A 17,529-nucleotide genomic window follows, 5' to 3' on the forward strand; every position below is an offset into this window, starting at 1 on the left:
GGCAGCTGCCGCCGACCTGGCTTGGCCTGCGGCCGTTGGTCGCTGACCTTGATCCGGGTGGCGGTGAGCGCACCGCCGCTGCCGGTTGTGGACTGTCTGGGCGCGGTCAGCTCCCGCACCCACATGGTGATCACGGCGCCGAGGGGGCGCTCGTGGCTGATCCGCGAGCCGACCAGCCGGGTGATGACCACGGTGATCACCAGCGCCCACGCGACGCTGAAGAAGCCGAAGCCGATCCCGATCCGCCGCTCGACGGTGAGGGTGAGGAAGAACACGGCGAGGCCGATGCCCCAGGAGACGTACCGGGCGCGCCACGGGAACGTCGCCTTGGGCGGGCCGAGCCAGACGGCGTCGACCCGGTAGACCTCGTCGTCAGTGCGGATCCGCACGCCCGCTCACCCGGTGAACAGGCCGGCGAGCCACTTGCCGATGTCGACGCCCGCTCCCGTGATCGCGATACCGATGATGGCCAGCGCCACGATGACGCCACCGATGCGGCGCATGACACCAGCGTTGTCGCCCTTGCCGCCGCCCAGCCAGAGCAGCAGCAGCGCGACTGCGAGCAACAGCAGCGGCACGAGATTGCCGGTGATCCAGTTCTGGACGTTGGTGGTCTTGAGGGGCGTGTCGGCCACAAGGGTGATGAGGCTGCTGGTGGCGGTCATGTCCTACTCCGGAGTGCGTGGAGTGTTAACTGCCGGGGGGCGCCCCCGGTCGGCGCTGGCGAGTACAGCACGAGTGGTGGTGCCCGGCGTAGATGTCCCGGCCTGCTTGGCTGTCCCGGCTTGACTTGTCACAGTGTAGGGGTCGTCAGCGCACTGGGTTGATCCAAAACGTTCCCCTCGGCCGCGTATTACGTCTAATCTGGCTCCACCCATCATCGGTGGCGAGGGCCGGATGGAGAACACGTGACACGGAATTCTCCCGCTTGCCGGAACAGTTCACCCGCTTGCGACAAAGCTCATCACACAGTGTGCGTCGACAACGGTAACACCGTGACAGACCTGACCTGTTCGGCTGACGGACCTGGCGACAGGGCCCGTGTGCTGCTGGACTTCGGTGACGGACGGCTCACCCCTCCTCAAGCAGGGATGTTCGCATGGCCCAGCAACCCGAGCTAGACCATGGCGAGGACGTCTCGCTGCACGCCGACCAGGCTACCGGCCGGAGCCGGGTCGCGGGCCGTCGGGTCCAGCGCACCGTGAACTTCGACCAGGAGGTCCTCGACCGCGCCCGGGCCGCCGCCGCGCACCTGGCCACCCACACGCCGGAGGCCGGCGTGCGCAGCCTGGCCGACATCGTCAACCCGGCCGTGGCCGAGCGCGTGGCCGAGCTGGAGGAGCGCTTCAACTCGGGCCAACCGTTCGACCCGGTCTTCCGCCTTCCGCCGGGCCGCCCCCGCGAGTGGCCGGACACCTGACTGCTTCCACACCGGTAAGTAGCCCTACCGAGAAGTAGGTTGCGTGGGTTGAGGACAAGGTTGGCCTGGCCCCGCCGGTGCTTCGCCCGGTTGGCGGATTTCGGCCGCCGCCACCGACGCGCCCCACCACCTACCCGACGCGGCGGGCTAAATCCGGCAAGGGCGAGGCACCGGCCCCAAAGGGGCCGGGCCCGCGACGCCGGAGGCGGCGCCAATAAGATGCGGATCTGGGTGAATTTTGCGCTGGACGCCGGAGGCGGCGCCAATAAGCACGAACGAGTCGGCTTGTAAGCCGGATCCTGTACCTGTTTCCAGGCAGCGGCCATCCATCTTGGCCTGCCGTTGCCGGCAGGCTCCAGCGGCCTACCCGCAGGCATCGGGCGGGCAGCCCTCGAACGCCTGCGCAGGCGCCGCGTGCGGCGCCCTCTTGGCCTTGCTCCGGGTGGGGTTTACCTAGCCACCCCGGTCACCCGGGGTGCTGGTGGTCTCTTACACCACCGTTTCACCCTTACCCGGCCGCCTCGCGGCGTCCGGGCGGTCTGTTCTCTGTGGCACTGTCCCGCGGGTCGCCCCGGGTTGCCGTTAGCAACCACCCTGCCCTGTGGAGTCCGGACTTTCCTCGGCGGCGGACCGGGGCCCGCCGACGCGGCCGCCCTGCCGACTCGTCCGCGTCGACCAGCCTAGTACGGGCCCGTCCCAGGGTCTGGAATGGGCTGGTCGACGCGTTGACCGTGTTTGGGCTCCGTGCTCTACTCGCTGCATGGTCGCGGTTTTCCGACTCACCCGCCGTCGTCACGTGGATTTGGTCCGCGTCGCGGCGAGTGCCTGTCGAACCTGGTAGATCGTCCTCATTCTCCCCGTGATCCCGAGCGGGTTTCTTCTGTGTACGACACAAATTTCTGGAGAAGCCTTGTCCGAACACGTCGGATACGAGCCGGTGAAATTCGCCTACTGGGTGCCGAACGTCAGCGGCGGACTGGTCGTCAGCCGAATCGAGCAGCGCACCGACTGGGGCTACGACTACAACCGGAAACTGGCGGTGCTGGCCGAGAACAACGGTTTCGAGTACGCGCTGAGCCAGGTCCGCTACATCGCCGGCTACGGCGCGGCCTACCAGCACGAGTCGACGAGTTTCAGCCTGGCGCTGCTGCTGGCCACCGAGCGGCTCAAGGTCATCGCGGCGGTGCACCCGGGCCTGTGGCAGCCGGGTGTGCTGGCGAAGATGCTGGCCACGACCGATCACCTGTCCAACGGCCGGGCGGCGGTGAACGTCGTCAGCGGCTGGTTCAAGGACGAGTTCACCAAGCTGGGCGAGCCGTGGCTGGAACACGACGAGCGTTATCGGCGCTCGGAGGAGTTCATCCGCGTGCTGCGCGAGATCTGGACGTCCGAGCACGCGGAGTTCCGCGGCGACTTCTACCGTCTGCACGACTTCGATCTGAAGCCGAAACCGCTGGCGAGCGAGGGCCGGCCGCATCCGGAGATCTTCCAGGGCGGCAACTCCACGGCGGCCCGCGCGATGGCCGGCCGGGTGTCGGACTGGTATTTCAGCAACGGCAAGGACTTCGACGGCGTCACCGAGCAGATCGACGACGTGAACGCCACCGCCGAACAGCACGGCCGGCGGGTGCGATTCGGTCTGAACGGCTTTCTCATCGCGCGGGACACCGAGGCCGAGGCCAAGGAAGTGCTGCGGGAAATCGTGGCCAAGGCCGATGTCGAGGCGGTCGAGGGATTCGGCTCGGCCGTCCGGCAGGCGGGGCAGTCGACCGGCGACAGGACCGGCATGTGGCAGGACTCCTCGTTCGACGACCTGGTCCAGTACAACGACGGCTTCCGCACCCGGCTGATCGGCACGCCCGAGCAGGTGGCGACGCGGATCGTGGAGTACCGGCGCCGCGGCGTCGACCTGCTGCTGCTCGGCTTCCTGCACTACCTCGAAGACGTCGAGTACTTCGGCCGCAAGGTGCTGCCGATCGTCCGCGAGCTGGAGGCGGACCTGGACAAGTCATCCGCGACGCCCGAACCGGTGCCCGCGAGCTGAACCACTCCCCTGCCTCGGTGCAGTGGCGGCAGCCGCTGCACCGAGGCGACCCAGGAGGTCGCCATGTCGACAGTGCTCTTGCTCTCCGGCAGCCCGTCGCCGGACTCCCGAACCGCGGTGCTGCTCGCGCACACCGGCGGTTGGCTGGCCTCGCACGGGCACGAGGTGCAGACGCTGCACGTGCGCGAGCTGCCGACCTCGGCGCTGCTGACGTCCAACACCGAGCACCCGGCGATCCGGGCGGCGGTGAGCCAGGTGCACCGGGCCGACGGCGTGATCGTGGCCAGCCCGGTCTACCGCGCGGCCTACAGCGGCCTGGTCAAGGCGTTCCTCGACCTGCTGGCGGACAACGCGCTGGCCCGCAAGGTGGTGCTGCCGCTGGCCACCGGCGGCACACAGGGCCACCTCGTGGCGATCGACTACGCACTGCGGCCGATGCTCACGGCCATGGGCGCGGACCGGCTGGTGCCGGGCTGTTTCGTGCTCGACCGGCTGATCCAGCCCGGCGACGACGGCGGCGCGATCGCCCCGGACGCGCGGGCGGCCGTCGACGGCGCGCTCGCAGGCTTCGACGAGGCGCTGAGCGCGACCCGGGAACGGCTGGCCGCCGCCTCCTAGCCCAGGTGCCCCTAGCCCAGGTGAGAGGTGTCGTTGAACAGGCGGACCGAGGCGTTGCCGTCGGGATAGAACTCGGCGATCGACAGCGAGGCCGTGTCCAGGTGCAGCCGGTAGAGCAGGGACGGTCCGGCGTCCAGCGCCATCCGCAGCAGGCTCTTGATCGGCGTCACATGGCTGACCACGACGATCGTGCCACCGCCGTACTTGGCGATCAGGTCGTCACGGCCGCGGCGCACCCGGCGGTGCACGGCGTCGAAGCTCTCGCCGCCGGGCGGCGCGACCGAGGTGTCGCCCAGCCACCGGCCGTGCAGCTCCGGATCGCGCTCGGCGGCCTCGCGGAAGGTCAGGCCCTCCCAGGCGCCGAAGTCGGTCTCGATCAGGCCGTCATGGGTGGTCAGCTCGACGCCGACCGCGTCGGCGACGGCCCGGCCGGTCTGCACGGTCCTGGTCAGCGGCGACGCGACGACGGCCGCGATGTCCGAGACCTTGGCCAGCCGCTCGGCCGCGGCGGCGGCCTGCTGCTTGCCGAGCTCGCTGAGGGAGATCTCACCGCGGCCGGAGTAGCGGCGCTCGACGGTCAGCGGCGTCTGGCCGTGCCGAAGCAGCAGGAACCGGGTCGGCGTGCCCTGCGCGCCGGTCCAGGCCGCCGGCGCCGTGGGCTTGACCGCCGGCCTCGAGATGCCGGCCTGCTCGTCCATCGCCTCGTTGGCCAGCCGGTCGGCGTGCTTGTACGTGCACGGTGGTTGGTTCGGGGGCCCCTGCCACTCCAATAGGTCAGATTTCCCAGGCTCACGAGCGTGGGGAACCATCTGACACCGTGGCGTTTCCCATTGCTTGATGCTAGAATCTTTCAGATCCAGCTCTAAGTAGCCCCTCGTTCGGCGAAGCCGGCGACGAGCTGCTTGGCCTCGGCGTTGAGCGGCTGCATGGACGGGTGCTTGACCTGCCAGCGGCCGGCCATCTGCTCGATGACCAGCTTGGAGTCCATGCGCACGGCCACGGTGTCGGCCCCGAGCTCGCCGGCCGCGGTCAGCCCGGCGATCAGGCCCCGGTACTCGGCGACGTTGTTGGTGGTGGCGCCCAGGCCCTCGCTGCGCTCGGCCAGCACGTCGCCGGTGTCGGCGTCGAACACGACGGCGCCGTAGCCGGCGGGGCCGGGGTTGCCCCGGGACCCGCCGTCGGCCTCGACGATCACCTTCACAGGCCGGACTCCGCGGTCCGCACGAGGATGGCCCCGCACTCGTCGCAGGTCACGACGTCGTCGGCGGCGGCCGCCTTGATCGTCGACATGGTGGTGCGGTCGATCTCGATCCGGCACGCGCCGCAGCGGCGGCCCCGCAGCAGGCCCGCGCCGATGCCGCGCTGCTTGCGCACCCGCTCGTACAGGCCGAGCAGGTCGGCCGCGAAGCCCTTGACCATGATCTCGCGCTCGGCGACCCGCTTGGACTCCGTGCTGTCCAGGTCGGCCAGCGCGGTGTCCCGGCGGCCCTGCGCGTCGGACAGCGCGGCCTGGGCCTTCTCCAGCTCGACGCGGGAGTGGTTGGTGTCGCCGTCGACCGCCTCGCGGCGCTCCATCAGCTCCAGCAGGTCGTCCTCCAGCACGCCCTGACGCCGCTGGAGCGTGGCCAGCTCGTGCTCCAGGTCGGACAGCTGCTTGGAGCTGACGTTGCCGTCGGCCATCAGCTTGCGGTCCCGGTCCTCGCGGGCCCGGACCTGCTCGATCTCGAGCTCCTGGCGGCGCACCTCGCGGTCCAGGTCGCCCAGCGAGGTCTCGACGGCCACCAGCGCGTCCCGCTTGGCCTGCACGGACTGCTCGGCCCCGGTGATCTCGGCCAGCTCGGGCAGCGTGCGCCTGCGGTGGTTCACCCGGCTCAGCTCGGCGTCGACCTCGGCGAGATCGAGCAGCCTGCGCTGGACATTGGCGTCAGCTTTCACTGGGTGCCCCCTTGAGGATCGTGCCGGTCGCTGCTCCGCGCGTGCAGAGTCCAGGGGTCCGTCCGGCGGGTGGAGACGAAGGTGTCGACGGTACCCGGCAGGGCGGCGGACACGACGTCCGCGGCCTGCTGGCACCAGGGCCATTCGCTGGCCCAGTGGGCGACGTCGACCAGCGCGGGCTGGTCGGCGCCGGGTTCGAGGTGCTCGCCGGCCGGGTGGTGGCGCAGGTCGGCGGTGACGTAGGCGTCGACGCCGGCCCGGGTGGCGTGCCCGAGGTAGGAATCGCCGGCGCCACCGGAAACGGCGACCGTGCGGATCATCCGGTCCGGGTCGCCGGCTGCGCGCACGCCCCATTCGGTGGCCGGCAACGCGTCGGCGACGCGCTGCACGAACAGGGAGAACGGCTCGGCGGCGGGCAGTATTCCGATGCGGCCGATGCCGGTGCTGCTGCCGGGTTCGCGCGGGTCGAGGGGCCGCTCGACGGTCAGGCCGAGGGCCGCGGCGAACGCGTCGGAGACGCCGGGATCGGCGGAGTCGGCGTTGGTGTGGGCGCAGAACAGCGCGACGCCGGCCCGGATGAGCCGGTGCACGATGCGGCCCTTGGGGGTGTCGGCCGGGACGCCGTGCACGCCACGCAGCATCAGCGGGTGGTGGGCGACGATCATCTGCGCGTCTTCGTCCAGCGCCTGATTGACCGTCGCCTCGACGACGTCGACGCAGAACAGCACGCGCCGCACCGGTTCCGCCGGATCGCCGCAGACGAGGCCGACCGCGTCCCAGGACTCGGCGAACTCCGGCGGATAGGCGCGTTCCAGCGCGGCGACGACGTCACCAACGGTCGCGGTCATGCCAGTACCTCACGCAAGGCGGTCAGGAGGGGCTCGGACTGTTCGGGCGTGCGGACGGCGATCCGGAGGTGGTCGGCGTCGAGCCCGGGGAAGGTGTCGCAACGCCGTACGGCGAGGCCGCGTTCGCGGAGGGTGGTCCTTATGGACAGCCCGTCTTTGACGGTCAGCAACAGGAACGGGGCCGATGCCGGTTCGTTGACGTGCACACCTGGCAGGTCGTTCAGCGCGCGGATCAGCTCGGCTCGATTCGTCTCGAACTCGGCAGCGGCCCGCTCGGCCTCGGCCAGGGCGGGCGGTTCGCTGCACGCGCGGAAGGCTTCGAGCGCGAGCGTGCCGACCGGCCACTGCGGCCGGTGCGCGGCCAGCCGCGCGAGCAAATCCGGCGCGCCGATCACGTAGCCGGCGCGCAGGCCGGGGAGCGCCCACATCTTGGTCAGGCTCCGGAACACCAGCAGGCCGTCGGCGTCGCTGCCGGACAGCGATTCGCGCTCGCCGGGAACGGCGTCGATGAACGCCTCGTCGACGACGACCGTGCGGCCGGGCCTGGCCAGCGCCACCAGGTCGGCGGCGGGGTGCAGCACCGAGGTCGGGTTGGTCGGGTTGCCGACGACAACCAGGTCGGCGTTCTCCGGCACGTCCCCCGGGTGCAGCCGGTAGCCGTCCTCGGGCGACAGCTGGACGCGGTGCACGGGGACGCCGGCCTCGGTCAGCGCCACCTCGGGTTCCGTGAACGACGGATGCACGACGGCCGCCAGCTTCGGGCGCAGCTGCGGCAGCAGGGCGAAGCCCTCGGCCGAGCCGTTCAGCAGGAGTACCCGATCGTGTGGTTGTCCGTGACGGTCGGCGACCGCCCGCACGGCCGCGGCGTGATCGGCGGCGGACGGGTAGCTGCCGATCCGGTCGAGCGCGGCGGCGAGCCGGTCGCGCAGCCAGCCCGGCGGGCGGGCCAGCCGCACGTTGACGGCGTAGTCGACCAGACCAGGCTCGGCGTCGACGTCCCCGTGGTGGCGCAGGAGGGCACGCGAGATCGTTTGGCTGGTCATCGCGTGGAAGTCTAAGGGGGTGATGGTCAGCTTCATCTGCACCGGCAACATCTGCCGGTCCCCCATGGCCGAGCTGGTCTTCCGCGAGCACCTGCGGCGGGAGGGGCTGGCCGACGTCGTCGAGGTGAACAGCGCCGGCACCGGCCCGTGGCACGTCGGCGAGCCGGCCGACGAGCGTGCGCGACGGACGCTGGCGCGGCACGGGTACCCGACCGACCACGTCGCCGCCCAGGTCGACAACCGGCATCTCGGCGCGGATCTGCTGGTCGCGCTGGACAGCGGGCACGCGCGGACGGTGCGGCGCGTCGCCGACGACCCGGAGCGGGTGCGGCTGCTGCGCTCGTTCGACCCGGACGCCGGCGAGGACCTCGACGTGCCGGACCCGTACTACGGCGAGCAGGACGGCTTCGAGGAGGTGCTGGCCATGGTCGAGGCCGCGACGCCCGGATTGATGACATGGGTTCGCGACAATCTGTGATCGAGCTTGCGAGGGCACCATTCAGCACAGGGACCTGGGTCGCAGACCCACCGAGCGCCAGCGAGGCTGGTCTGTGACCGAGCTTGCGAGGGCACCATTCAGCACAGGGACCTGGGTCGCAGACCCGCCGAGCGCCAGCGAGGTGGGCCTGCGACGGACGCCGTGGCGGAGATCACCGGCCTTGAGCCGGTCTCCGTGCACGGGTTGTCGTCGTCGGTGTGGGAGGTCGAGCTGGCCGACGGAGATCTGGTCGTCGCCAAGCGCACCGAGGGGGCCGCGGCCGAGGCGGCCGGCCTGGAATGGCTGGCCGAGTCGGGCTCGGTGCCGGTGCCTGGCGTGCGCGGGCACGACTCCCGCTGGCTGGTGATCGAGCAGATCGAGCCCGGCCCCGCTTCCCCCGCAGCGGCGGAGCGGTTCGGACGTCAGCTGGCCGCGCTGCACGCCTCGGGGGCAAACGCTTTCGGGGAGGCTCCGCCGGGGGCCCCGCCGTCGGGCTGGATCGGTCTGGCGGCAATGGATTACGCGTCGGAGGCCAGCTGGCCCCGCTGGTACGCGGAGCACCGGATCGCGCCGTACCTGTCGCGGGCCACTGCTCTGAGCACCGCCGACAAGGGCATTTTTGAGCAGGTCTGTGCCCGCATCGAGGAGCTGGCCGGACCGGAGGAGCCGCCAGAAACAAGGCTGCACGGGGAAAACTGGCGCGGCAAAATGCACTGGGCGGCCGACGAAAAGAAATGTGGCTGATCGATCCGGCGGCCCACGGCGGACACCGCAAAAACCGACAAAACGATGCTCCACCTGTTCGGGTGTCCGCACCTGGACCAGGTGCTTCGCGGCTACCCGTCGGTGAGGCCGTTGGCCGCCGGCTGGCAGCGGCGAATCCCGCTGCACCAGCTCTTCCCGCTGCTGGTGCACGTCGAGCTGTTCGGCCATTCGTACACACATCAGGCCGTGAGTGCTGCGCGGCAGGCCCTTCAGCTGTGAGGATCGCCGCATGATCGACGTGACCGGATGGCAGTGGCTGAACGAACCCAGCTCGTGGTCGGCGGGCGACGCGCTGACCGTGCGCACCGACCCGAGCACCGACTTCTGGCGCACCACGCACTACGGATTCGTCCGCGACAACGGGCACGTGCTGGCCCGCGAGGTGAGCGGCGACTTCCGGCTGCGGACCCGGTTCGCCGGGGCCTACACGCACCAGTACGACCAGGCCGGCGCCATGGTGCGCATCGACGAGGAGAACTGGGTCAAGACCGGCATCGAGTACGTCGACGGCCGGCAGAACGCCAGCGTCGTCGTCACCCGTGGCCTGTCCGACTGGTCCGTCACCCCGATCGAGGCCGTCGACCAGGTCTCCATCGAGATCGAGCGGACCGGCGACACCGTGACCGTGCGCTACGGCGTCGGCGACGACGAGCCCACCATCATGCTGCGCCTGGCCTACTACCCGCCGGCCGTGGCCACCCTGGCCGGCGTGATGTGCGCCTCCCCGGACGGCCCCGGCTACACCGTCGCCTTCGACCGGTTGGAGCTCACCACCGGGTGAGGCATACCGTGGGGTCGTGCGGTTCCGGTTCCTGCTCCAGCCCAACTGGCTCCTGCTCACGCTGGTGGTGTTCGTGTTCACCGCCGCGTGCTACGCGGTGCTGGCCCCGTGGCAGTTCAGCCGCAACGCCGATCAGCAGGCCCAGAACTCCGCCCTGACCTCCTCTTTCACCAGCAAGCCCGTGCCGCTGGACTCGCTCGTCCCGGCCGGCGTCGAGCCGTCCGGGCAGGCCGTGTGGCGGCTGGTCACCATGACCGGCCGCTACGAGCCGGCCGGCGAGACCATGGCCCGGCTGCGGACCGTGCAGGGCGAGCCCGCCTTCGAGATCGTCACCCCGTTCCGGTTGACCGACGGCCGCACCGTCCTCGTCGACCGGGGCCACGAGGCGCCCCAGGCCGGCCGCTCCGTGCCGACCTATCTCGCGCCGCCCACCGGCCAGGTCACCATCACCGCCCGTGCCCAGGACGACGAGCCCGCCGACAAGCGCCCCAGCTTCCTCGACACCGGCAAGCGGCAGATCTACTCCATCAACGCCGCCACCGTCGCCACCGCCACCGGCGTCCACCTCGACCCCGGCTACTACCAGCTCGACCAGAACCAGCCCGGCGTCGTCGCCGGCGGCGCCATCCCCCTGCCCCAGCTCGACGACGGCCCCTACTTCTCGTACGCCATCCAGTGGCTCATCTTCGGCTCCATGGCCCTGTTCGGCTGGGGCTACTTCACCTGGCGCGAGGCCCGCCCCGGCGGCGCCCTCGACAACACCGACAAGCCCGCCAAGCCCAAGCGCAAGTCCGTCGCCGAGATCCTCGCCGAGGACGAGGCCCTCGAACGCGAACAGGCCGCCGCCTCCCAGCGCTAGATGCTGCGGCACATGCACGAGCAAGCCATCGCCCACGTGGCGTCGCTGGCGACGGGTGAGCCGGGGGATCGGGAGTTGCGGGTGACGCTGCACTTTCACCCCGATCGACTGGTGGCCGGGACGCCGATCCTGGAGCGGATGGCCGATGACGGCGTGTACCGGTCGCAGTTCGAGACGGGGACCAGCAACGGGGGGCTGACGGCGCATCCGGGTGGTGATCGGTGGCGGTGGGAGAGCCGGATCTTCGCGGGGGTCTATGACCAAGCGCCGGCCGAGGAACGGCCGAAGTACGGGTCGCTCAACTTCCGTCGACGCATCGTCGGCGGGTCACCGCGGTTCGGGTCGGCGTATCTGCGGTTGGCCGGTCATACGCTGGCCCGAACGACGTTCTGCTATCCGGACAGCGTGTTCGAGCCGCGGGATTTCGGGGTGGCGGAGAGATTGTCGACGCTGATCGGGATGGCTGAGGCGGACGACAAGGACCTACTCGACGACTACATCGAAGCCCACGTGCATGGTGTGGTCGACCTCGGGCGTGACGTCGAAGCTCTGGTGCTTGATCCCTGCTACCGCGGCACAAGAACGGAGACCGCCGCCAACGGGTTGGGCTGTCCGATCGAATGGCACGACGGGTTCAGCCTGACCACCGACGAACTGCGCCGGCACCCCGACTATCGCGGTGACGAGTTCGTGCGCCTCGGCCTGTCGCTGGCCCGTGACGGCCGGCTCGATCCGGGAATCATCGGCGACGCGTCACGGACGGGCCGTTACGACGAACAGGCGCTCAAACGGGTCTGGCATTACGTGGCCAGGTTCAGCGACGGCGGCGGAGGCTGATGGTGAGGGCCAGGACGGCGGAGACGGCGGCGGAGGCGGCGCCGACGACGCGGGAAAGTTCCACCGCTCGGGTGACGTGGCCGGCGTCGGGGCTGCGGCCGTGGCCGAGGACGGGGCGTTCCTCGGTGCCGTGGGAGTAGACGGTGCGGCCGCCGAGGCGGATCTCGAGGGCGCCGGCGAAAGCTAGCCATCGCCCTACATCGTTTGTCTACAGGTGCCTCAAACGCAGTCCATATTTGAGGCGAAGGCTCGTGGCAACGTGTTGAGCTACCGTAGTGAACCGATCCTCTCACCTTCCAACGCTCCCATCAAGGCGTGCACTATATGCATCCCGAGACGTGGACACTATAACTCATAGACCCGGATAAAGTTATACATCATCCTGCGTTTACAGTACAAGGACTTCAAACATGCGCGCACAAGAGGCAGCGACTTCATCAACTTGGAATACTAATGGAGAGAATTAATTCTAGTTACTAATGTTGGCATAACAAAAACTAGTACGTCTGGTGGGCGCCGGCGGCGGTGAGCACGGCGGCGAGGCGGGAGGGGACGAGGTTGGCCACGTCGTCGAGGCGGGCGGCGGCCCAGCCGAACTTGGCGTAGCGGGCGGAGCGGTGCCCGACCATGGCGTCGAGGGTGTTGGCGGCGCGATAGCCGAGCAGGCCGGGCACGCCGGCCACGGCGCCCCAGAACAGGGGGGCGACGACGGCGTCGGAGGTGTTCTCGGCCACGGACTCGACGGTGGCCCGGGCCAGCCCGGCGGCGTCCAGGCTGGAGGGTTCGCGTCCGCAAAGGTTTGGCAGCCGCTCACGGGCGGCGGCGATGTCGCTGGCGTCGAGCTCACGGCCCATGGCGGTGCCCTCGGTGGCCAGGGAGGCGCCGCCGAGCACGACCCAGGTGGCGAGCGCGGTGGTGGCGACCTGCACTAGCGGCCGACGCCGGCCGAGCCGCTCGACGGCGATGCCAGCGGCGACCGCACCCCCGGTGAGCAGGGCACTGTGCACAACGCCGGGGATCTTGTGGTCGCGGTACACGGCCCGTTCCAGCGCGGCGGCGGTGGTCCCGAAGGCGGCGACGGGGTGCCATCGCCTCGGGTCGCCGAACACCGCGTCGGCCGCCGTTCCGAACAGCAGGCCGACCGCCCTGGCAGCGTTCACTCCGCAGACCCCCGTGTTTCCCGCCTCGTCAGGTCGAAGACGTTATCGCCCGCTCATCACCCTTTCGGCGACAGGTGGCTCAGCGGCCGGGCGCGGGCCGGTTAATGTGGCCGACCGTGGAGCAGGAGCAGCACGTCCAGGACACCCTCGTGGGCGCGGAGTCGACCGATCGCCGGCTGCTGCTGTACGCGTACCTCCAGCCCCGCGAGCACCACCGCACCTATCTGACGACGATGCGCCTGTTCGCCTCGACGCTGCTGGCCGACCTGTCGGCCGGCGAGGTGGCGGCCAAGCTGGCGGCGGCCGAGCGGGAGGGGCTGATCGACCCGGGCGAGTCCCGGATCGAGACGGTCATCGCGCGGCTCAAGCAGCTGGTGGAGTGGGGCAACCTGGTGCCGGGCCGGCGCGAGGTGATCGCGGCCAGCATCGCCGAGTTCCAGCACGGCAGCGTGCGCTACCAGGTCAGCAAGCTGGCGGTGCGGGTCCAGCGGGACGTGGACGAGCTGCTGCGGGTGCCGGAAGGCGCCCGGGAGGTGTCCCGGGAGCTGCTGCCGGCCATCGAGCGCGGCCTGGGCGCGCTGGGCAAGTCGTTGTCGGACGCGGTGTTCACCGAGGGCGGGCCGGGCGCGAAAAGGGCCCGGGAGGCGCTGGCCGAGCAGGTCACGACGCTGTTCCTCCAGCACGCCGAGCTCGCGGTGACGGTCCGCGACTTCTACGCCTACCTGGGCCAGATCGTCACGCGGCACCACCTGGCCCCGGACGAGATCTCCGGGTTCCGCAACCTGCTGGTCGAGTACATCCAGATGGTCGTGGAGGACGTGCTGCGGCACACGCCGGCCATCGCGGAGTCGCTCGGGCAGCTGGCGCGGGGCCGCGGCGAGCTGCTGCGCCTGCTGGGCCCAGCCAACGCCCTGGGTTCCGAAGACCTGGCCATCGAGCGCTCGCGCGGCCGGACCATCGCCGACTGGCAGGACCTGACCGACTGGTTCGTCGACCGTCCGGGTCGACCCAGCCAGGTGACGGCGCTACGCGAGGCGACCGGCCGCGCGATCGGCTCGCTGCTGGCGAGCGTGAAGCGGGCGACCTCGGGCGGCGGGCTGCTGCCGGGTCGCCGGGCCGAGTTGCTGAAGCTGGCCGGCTGGTTCGACGGGGCGACCGCGGACCAGGCGCACTCGCTCTACGCCGCCGCGTTCGGGCTCTATTCGGCCCGGAACCTGCTGCCTTCTCCGGAGCACGACGGTGACGACGAACACACTCCATGGCGCGACGGGCCGGTGCTCGATGTGACGGTCAGTGTCCGCAGCCGGGGTGACCGCGGCGCCCGGGGTCGGACGTCGCGGATCGTCGACGATCCGATCACCGAGCAGGCGCTGCTGGCCGACGCCCGCGCCGTGGACAAGAAGCGCTCGGAGGCGGTGACCGAGCTGGTCGAGGCGGCGCCGACGATCGAGGAGAGCCGGCTGTCTCATGGCGCCCTCGACGTGCTGTGCGAGCTGTTGACGATGGCGATGGCCCAGCGCGAGCGGGCCGAGGACGTCGGCGCGGCGGCCGACCCGGTGCGCGGACTGAAGCTCACCGTCACTCCCGAGGAAGGCCGGACGACGACCATCAAGACCGCGGGCGGAACGCTGACCCTGCACAACGCCTCGGTCGCGCTGGAGGCCGGCGCATGAAAGACGTGCTCGACGGCCTCTCCGACATCGACGCGGCCAACGTGGTCCGCTGCGCACGAGTGCTGCTAAGGCGGCCTTTGTTGCGTGCCGACGGACCAGATGGCGATCTGCTACCGCTGGTCTACCGGCATCGCACGACCTTGCAGGACCTGTTCGCCGGCCTGCTGGCGTACCGGCTCGTGGTGGAGCGGCGCTTCGCCCGCCTGTACAAGCCGGGGCCGGGCGTGGACCCGACCCGGGGAGAGGCGACGCTGTCCCCGCGTGGCTACACCTACTTCGCGTTGACGATCGCCGCGCTGACCGGCGTCGGCCGACAGGTGCTGCTGTCCCGGCTGGTCACGGACGTGCGGGCGGCAGCGGTCGAGGCCGGTGTCGCCATCACGGACGACCTCCCGGACCGCCGCGCGCTGACGGCGGCGCTGCGGCATCTGCTGGCGTTGGGCGTGATCACGGAGACCGAGGGCACCGTCGCACCGTGGGGCACCGAGGGCCCGGCCGAGGCGCTGATCACCATCGACACCGATCTGCTCGGCCAGCTGCTGTCCGGCCCGCTGCTGGAGGCGACCAGCCCCGACCACCTCATCGAGCTGGCCGCCCGGCCCGGCCCCCGCGGCGCCGAGCATGCCGTGCGCCGCAAGCTCGTCGAGAATCCGGTGGTGCTCCAGACCGATCTGCCGCCCGAACAGATGGAGTGGCTGCGGCGCAACCAACGTCGCGAATCGAGCCTGCTGGAGCGCAACTTCGGGCTGGTCACCGAGACGCGGCTGGAGGGCGTCGCGGTCACCGACCCCGAGGACTACCTCACCGACGTTCTGTTCCCCGGGTCGGGCACGGTCGCCCGGATCGCGCTGCTCGCGCTGCCGGAGCTGATCGCCGACCCGGATCCGGAGCTGTTCGCCGACGACGTCGAGCCGCCCGAGCCTCGCCCGGACGGGCGGCATCCCGTGACGTACGGCCAGGTCCGCGTGATCTGCGCGCAGCTCGTCGAGGACTATCCGGCAGCATGGTCGCGGCAGGCCACCGACGACCTCGACCGGCTCACCAACGACGTGCTGGACCTGTTGGTGCGTATGGGACTGGCCGTGGACGACCCGGTCGACGGCTGGCTCGTCGCGCCGACCGCGCACCGCTGGGCGCCGCAGCCGGACGACACGCCGGCCCGCAGCGCCCCGCCGCCACCGCCGGCCGAACCCGAAGAGCCCGGCTGGTCCTTGTTCGATGGAGAAGGTGAGCAGTGAGCACACAGCGTTGGACGCTGCACCGCGGTGGCATCGTCAACGTGTGGCAGTACGCCGAGCAGGTCTTCGACTTCTCCGGCGGGCGGGCGATCTTCCAGGGCACCAACGGCTCCGGCAAGTCGCGCACGCTGGAGCTGCTGCTGCCGCTGTGCCTGGACGGGGACCTGCGGCAGCTGGGCTCGAAGGGCTTCGACACGGTCAGCATCCGGCGGCTCATGCTGGACGACTACGACGGCGGCCCGAACCGGATCGGCTACGCGTGGATCGAGCTGCGGCGCGGTGAGGACGAGTACCTGACCTGCGGCCTGGGCGTGAAGGCGTCCAAGACCTCGCAGCAGATCACCGACTCATGGCGGTTCGTCACGTCGGCGCGGGTGGGCAAGGACCTGCGGCTGGCCGGGCCCGACCGGGTGCCGATCGGGCCGGCGCAGCTGCGGGACCTGATCGGCGCGGACTGCATGTTCGAGGACGCGGCGTTCCGGGCCAAGGTGGCCGAGTCGGTGTACGGCGTGCCGGCGGCCCGCTACTCCGACCTGCTGCACCTGCAACGGACGCTGCGCAACCCGGACGTCGGCCTGAAGGTGCTGGAAGGCCAGCTGGAGCAGATCCTCTCGGACGCGCTGCCGCCGCTGGACTCGGCCATGGTCGAGGGCCTGGCCACCTCGTTCGACGACCTGGAGTCGATCCGGGAGAACATCACCCGCCTGACCACGGCCGACTCGGCGCTGACGGCGTTTCTCGGCACCTACTCCGGCTACGCCCTGGCCGGCCTGCGCGGCTTCGGCGACAAGGTGGTCTCCAGCCGCAAGAGCCTGCTGTCGCTCGGTTCCGAGCTGGAGTCGTTGGAGCGCAAGCTCGGCTCGGCGCGGGACGGCCGGGTCACCGCCGAGCAGGCGGTCGCCGAGCAGGAGGCGCGGGACAGCCAGCTCGACGCGCGGATCGAGGCGTTGAAGGAGCTGCCGGCGTACCGCGGGATGCGGGATCTCCAGGATCGCGAGCAGCTGGTGGCCCGGTCGCGGTCGGCGGCCGAGGCGGCGCTGGACACCGCCGGCCGGCAGCGTGCGCAGGAGGATCGGGCCGTCGACTCGGTGCTGGCGGTGCTGCGCCGGCTCGGGCTGGACATCGACAGTGCCGACGAGCTGGCCGGGCACGCCCGTGAGCGGCTGATGATCGCCGGTCTCGACGGGGACCTGTGCCCCAAGGTGCCGCCGATGCCGCCGACCGACGCGCAGGTGGCGCAGGACCGGGTGCGGGCCAAGCCGGATCCGGAGGCCGAGCCGCTGACGATCGACCGGCGGCTGCTGCCGGCGATCGATCCGCAGTCGCTGCTGGACACGTTGAGCGACGCCGGCCGGCAGGCCGAGCAGGTCGCGACGGAAGCCCGGCGGCGCAACGCATTGACGCTGTCGCTGCACGAGCGGGCGCTGGCCTCGGATCGTCAGCTGCGTGACGTCGAGGAGCTGCACCGCGCGGCGCGGCAGGCGCAGCTGACCGCCACGGAGGGCGCCGGGCGCCGCAACGAGGCCGGTCAGCAGCTCGCGACGGCCGTGGATGTGTGGCGTGAGCAGGCGCGGCGGTGGGCTGCCGAGGATGGGCCGCAGCCGCCGACTGCGCAGCGGTTGACCGAGGATCGCGGCGCGGCGCGGGCGGCGCGGGACAGCGTGCGGCAGTGGGCGGCGCCGAAGTCGCACGAGCTGCGGCAGCGCGTCGTGGGCACCGAGCAGCGGCTGGACGACCTGCGGGCGACGATCACCCAGTACGAGGCCGAGGTTGTCGCGCTGCGGTCCGGCGGCTCGGACGAGCAGTCGGATCCGTCGGCGTTCCACCGGT

General features: G+C 70.8%; 15 protein-coding genes, 1 other RNA gene and 5 pseudogenes. 13 read left to right on the top strand and 8 right to left on the bottom strand.

What is annotated here, in order from left to right; translation table 11 throughout:
• The first annotated feature begins 57 nt into the window (after positions 1-57).
• Positions 58-363 carry a hypothetical protein gene (locus KUTG_RS66370; RefSeq protein WP_043718969.1) on the top strand — a complete coding sequence of 102 codons (306 nt, stop codon included), beginning with the start codon at positions 58-60 and terminating at the stop codon, positions 361-363.
• Between the two features lie 32 nt (positions 364-395).
• On the opposite strand, the gene KUTG_RS21080 is transcribed toward KUTG_RS66370, so the two are convergent.
• Complete coding sequence (locus KUTG_RS21080; protein WP_043718970.1) at positions 396-665, bottom strand: hypothetical protein; 270 nt, start codon at positions 663-665, stop codon at positions 396-398.
• Positions 666-1,099: 434 nt separating this feature from the next.
• On the opposite strand from KUTG_RS21080, the gene KUTG_RS21085 reads away from it, so the two are divergent.
• Complete coding sequence (locus KUTG_RS21085; protein WP_043718972.1) at positions 1,100-1,420, top strand: ParB family protein; 321 nt, start codon at positions 1,100-1,102, stop codon at positions 1,418-1,420.
• A 272-nt stretch (positions 1,421-1,692) separates the two neighbouring features.
• Here the strand turns inward: KUTG_RS21085 and rnpB are convergent.
• An RNA gene (gene rnpB, locus KUTG_RS55195) (RNase P RNA component class A) lies at positions 1,693-2,085 on the bottom strand.
• 95 nt (positions 2,086-2,180) lie between these two features.
• Here rnpB and KUTG_RS66375 point away from each other — a divergent pair.
• The 3 genes from KUTG_RS66375 (at position 2,181) to ssuE (ending at position 4,082) form a co-directional block, all read left to right on the top strand.
• Positions 2,181-2,261 (top strand): putative leader peptide, encoded by an 81-nt coding sequence (locus tag KUTG_RS66375; protein WP_363899795.1) that lies wholly within the window; start codon positions 2,181-2,183, stop codon positions 2,259-2,261.
• Positions 2,262-2,330: 69 nt separating this feature from the next.
• Positions 2,331-3,464, top strand: coding sequence for a dimethylsulfone monooxygenase SfnG (gene sfnG, locus KUTG_RS21090; RefSeq protein WP_043718973.1), 1,134 nt, complete (start codon positions 2,331-2,333; stop codon positions 3,462-3,464).
• Between the two features lie 63 nt (positions 3,465-3,527).
• Positions 3,528-4,082, top strand: a complete 555-nt coding sequence (gene ssuE / locus KUTG_RS21095) for an NADPH-dependent FMN reductase (RefSeq protein WP_043718975.1) — start codon at positions 3,528-3,530, stop codon at positions 4,080-4,082.
• Positions 4,083-4,093: 11 nt separating this feature from the next.
• On the opposite strand, the pseudogene KUTG_RS66380 reads toward ssuE, so the two are convergent.
• From KUTG_RS66380 to cobC, 4 genes and pseudogenes are all read right to left on the bottom strand, one after another.
• Positions 4,094-5,277: pseudogene (locus tag KUTG_RS66380) on the bottom strand (bifunctional RNase H/acid phosphatase).
• Between the two features lie 2 nt (positions 5,278-5,279).
• On the bottom strand, positions 5,280-6,017 hold the full coding sequence (locus tag KUTG_RS21110; protein WP_043718977.1) for a zinc ribbon domain-containing protein: 738 nt from the start codon (positions 6,015-6,017) through the stop codon (positions 5,280-5,282).
• Positions 6,014-6,865 carry a Nif3-like dinuclear metal center hexameric protein gene (locus KUTG_RS21115; RefSeq protein ID WP_043718979.1) on the bottom strand — a complete coding sequence of 284 codons (852 nt, stop codon included), beginning with the start codon at positions 6,863-6,865 and terminating at the stop codon, positions 6,014-6,016. Before KUTG_RS21115 ends, KUTG_RS21110 begins: the two co-directional genes overlap by 4 nt.
• A complete protein-coding gene (cobC, locus tag KUTG_RS21120; protein WP_043718980.1) occupies positions 6,862-7,908 on the bottom strand; it encodes an Rv2231c family pyridoxal phosphate-dependent protein CobC in 1,047 nt (348 codons plus the stop codon). Before cobC ends, KUTG_RS21115 begins: the two co-directional genes overlap by 4 nt.
• A 22-nt stretch (positions 7,909-7,930) precedes the next feature.
• Here cobC and KUTG_RS21125 point away from each other — a divergent pair, with 22 nt between their 5' ends.
• From KUTG_RS21125 to KUTG_RS21145, 5 genes and pseudogenes are all read left to right on the top strand, one after another.
• Complete coding sequence (locus KUTG_RS21125; RefSeq protein ID WP_198047262.1) at positions 7,931-8,386, top strand: low molecular weight protein-tyrosine-phosphatase; 456 nt, start codon at positions 7,931-7,933, stop codon at positions 8,384-8,386.
• Positions 8,387-8,581: 195 nt separating this feature from the next.
• A pseudogene (locus KUTG_RS21130) lies at positions 8,582-9,370 on the top strand (fructosamine kinase family protein).
• 10 nt (positions 9,371-9,380) lie between these two features.
• Positions 9,381-9,932, top strand: a complete 552-nt coding sequence (locus KUTG_RS21135; protein ID WP_043730133.1) for a DUF1349 domain-containing protein — start codon at positions 9,381-9,383, stop codon at positions 9,930-9,932.
• A gap of 16 nt (positions 9,933-9,948) precedes the next feature.
• The gene (locus KUTG_RS21140) at positions 9,949-10,791 is read left to right on the top strand and encodes an SURF1 family cytochrome oxidase biogenesis protein (protein ID WP_052395143.1); all 843 of its coding nucleotides are present in this window, start codon (positions 9,949-9,951) and stop codon (positions 10,789-10,791) included.
• A gap of 12 nt (positions 10,792-10,803) precedes the next feature.
• The gene (locus KUTG_RS21145) at positions 10,804-11,628 is read left to right on the top strand and encodes a DUF3626 domain-containing protein (protein WP_198047263.1); all 825 of its coding nucleotides are present in this window, start codon (positions 10,804-10,806) and stop codon (positions 11,626-11,628) included.
• Here the strand turns inward: KUTG_RS21145 and KUTG_RS63775 are convergent.
• Positions 11,606-11,812, bottom strand: a pseudogene (locus KUTG_RS63775) (cobalamin biosynthesis protein); the annotation flags it as partial. The gene KUTG_RS21145 and the pseudogene KUTG_RS63775 sit on opposite strands and share 23 nt — an antisense overlap.
• Before the next feature lie 328 nt (positions 11,813-12,140).
• A pseudogene (locus KUTG_RS21150) lies at positions 12,141-12,788 on the bottom strand (cobalamin biosynthesis protein); the annotation flags it as partial.
• A 116-nt stretch (positions 12,789-12,904) separates the two neighbouring features.
• On the opposite strand from KUTG_RS21150, the gene KUTG_RS21155 reads away from it, so the two are divergent.
• From KUTG_RS21155 to KUTG_RS21165, 3 genes and pseudogenes are all read left to right on the top strand, one after another.
• Entirely contained in the window at positions 12,905-14,461 is a 1,557-nt protein-coding gene (locus KUTG_RS21155) for a DUF2397 domain-containing protein (protein WP_232240884.1), read from the top strand.
• Positions 14,458-15,699, top strand: coding sequence for a TIGR02678 family protein (locus KUTG_RS21160; protein WP_043718983.1), 1,242 nt, complete (start codon positions 14,458-14,460; stop codon positions 15,697-15,699). Before KUTG_RS21155 ends, KUTG_RS21160 begins: the two co-directional genes overlap by 4 nt.
• Positions 15,696-17,529, top strand: a pseudogene (locus KUTG_RS21165) (TIGR02680 family protein); the annotation flags it as partial. The gene KUTG_RS21160 and the pseudogene KUTG_RS21165, both read left to right, overlap by 4 nt.

The organism is Kutzneria sp. 744 (assembly GCF_000568255.1).
Classification (GTDB): domain Bacteria; phylum Actinomycetota; class Actinomycetes; order Mycobacteriales; family Pseudonocardiaceae; genus Kutzneria.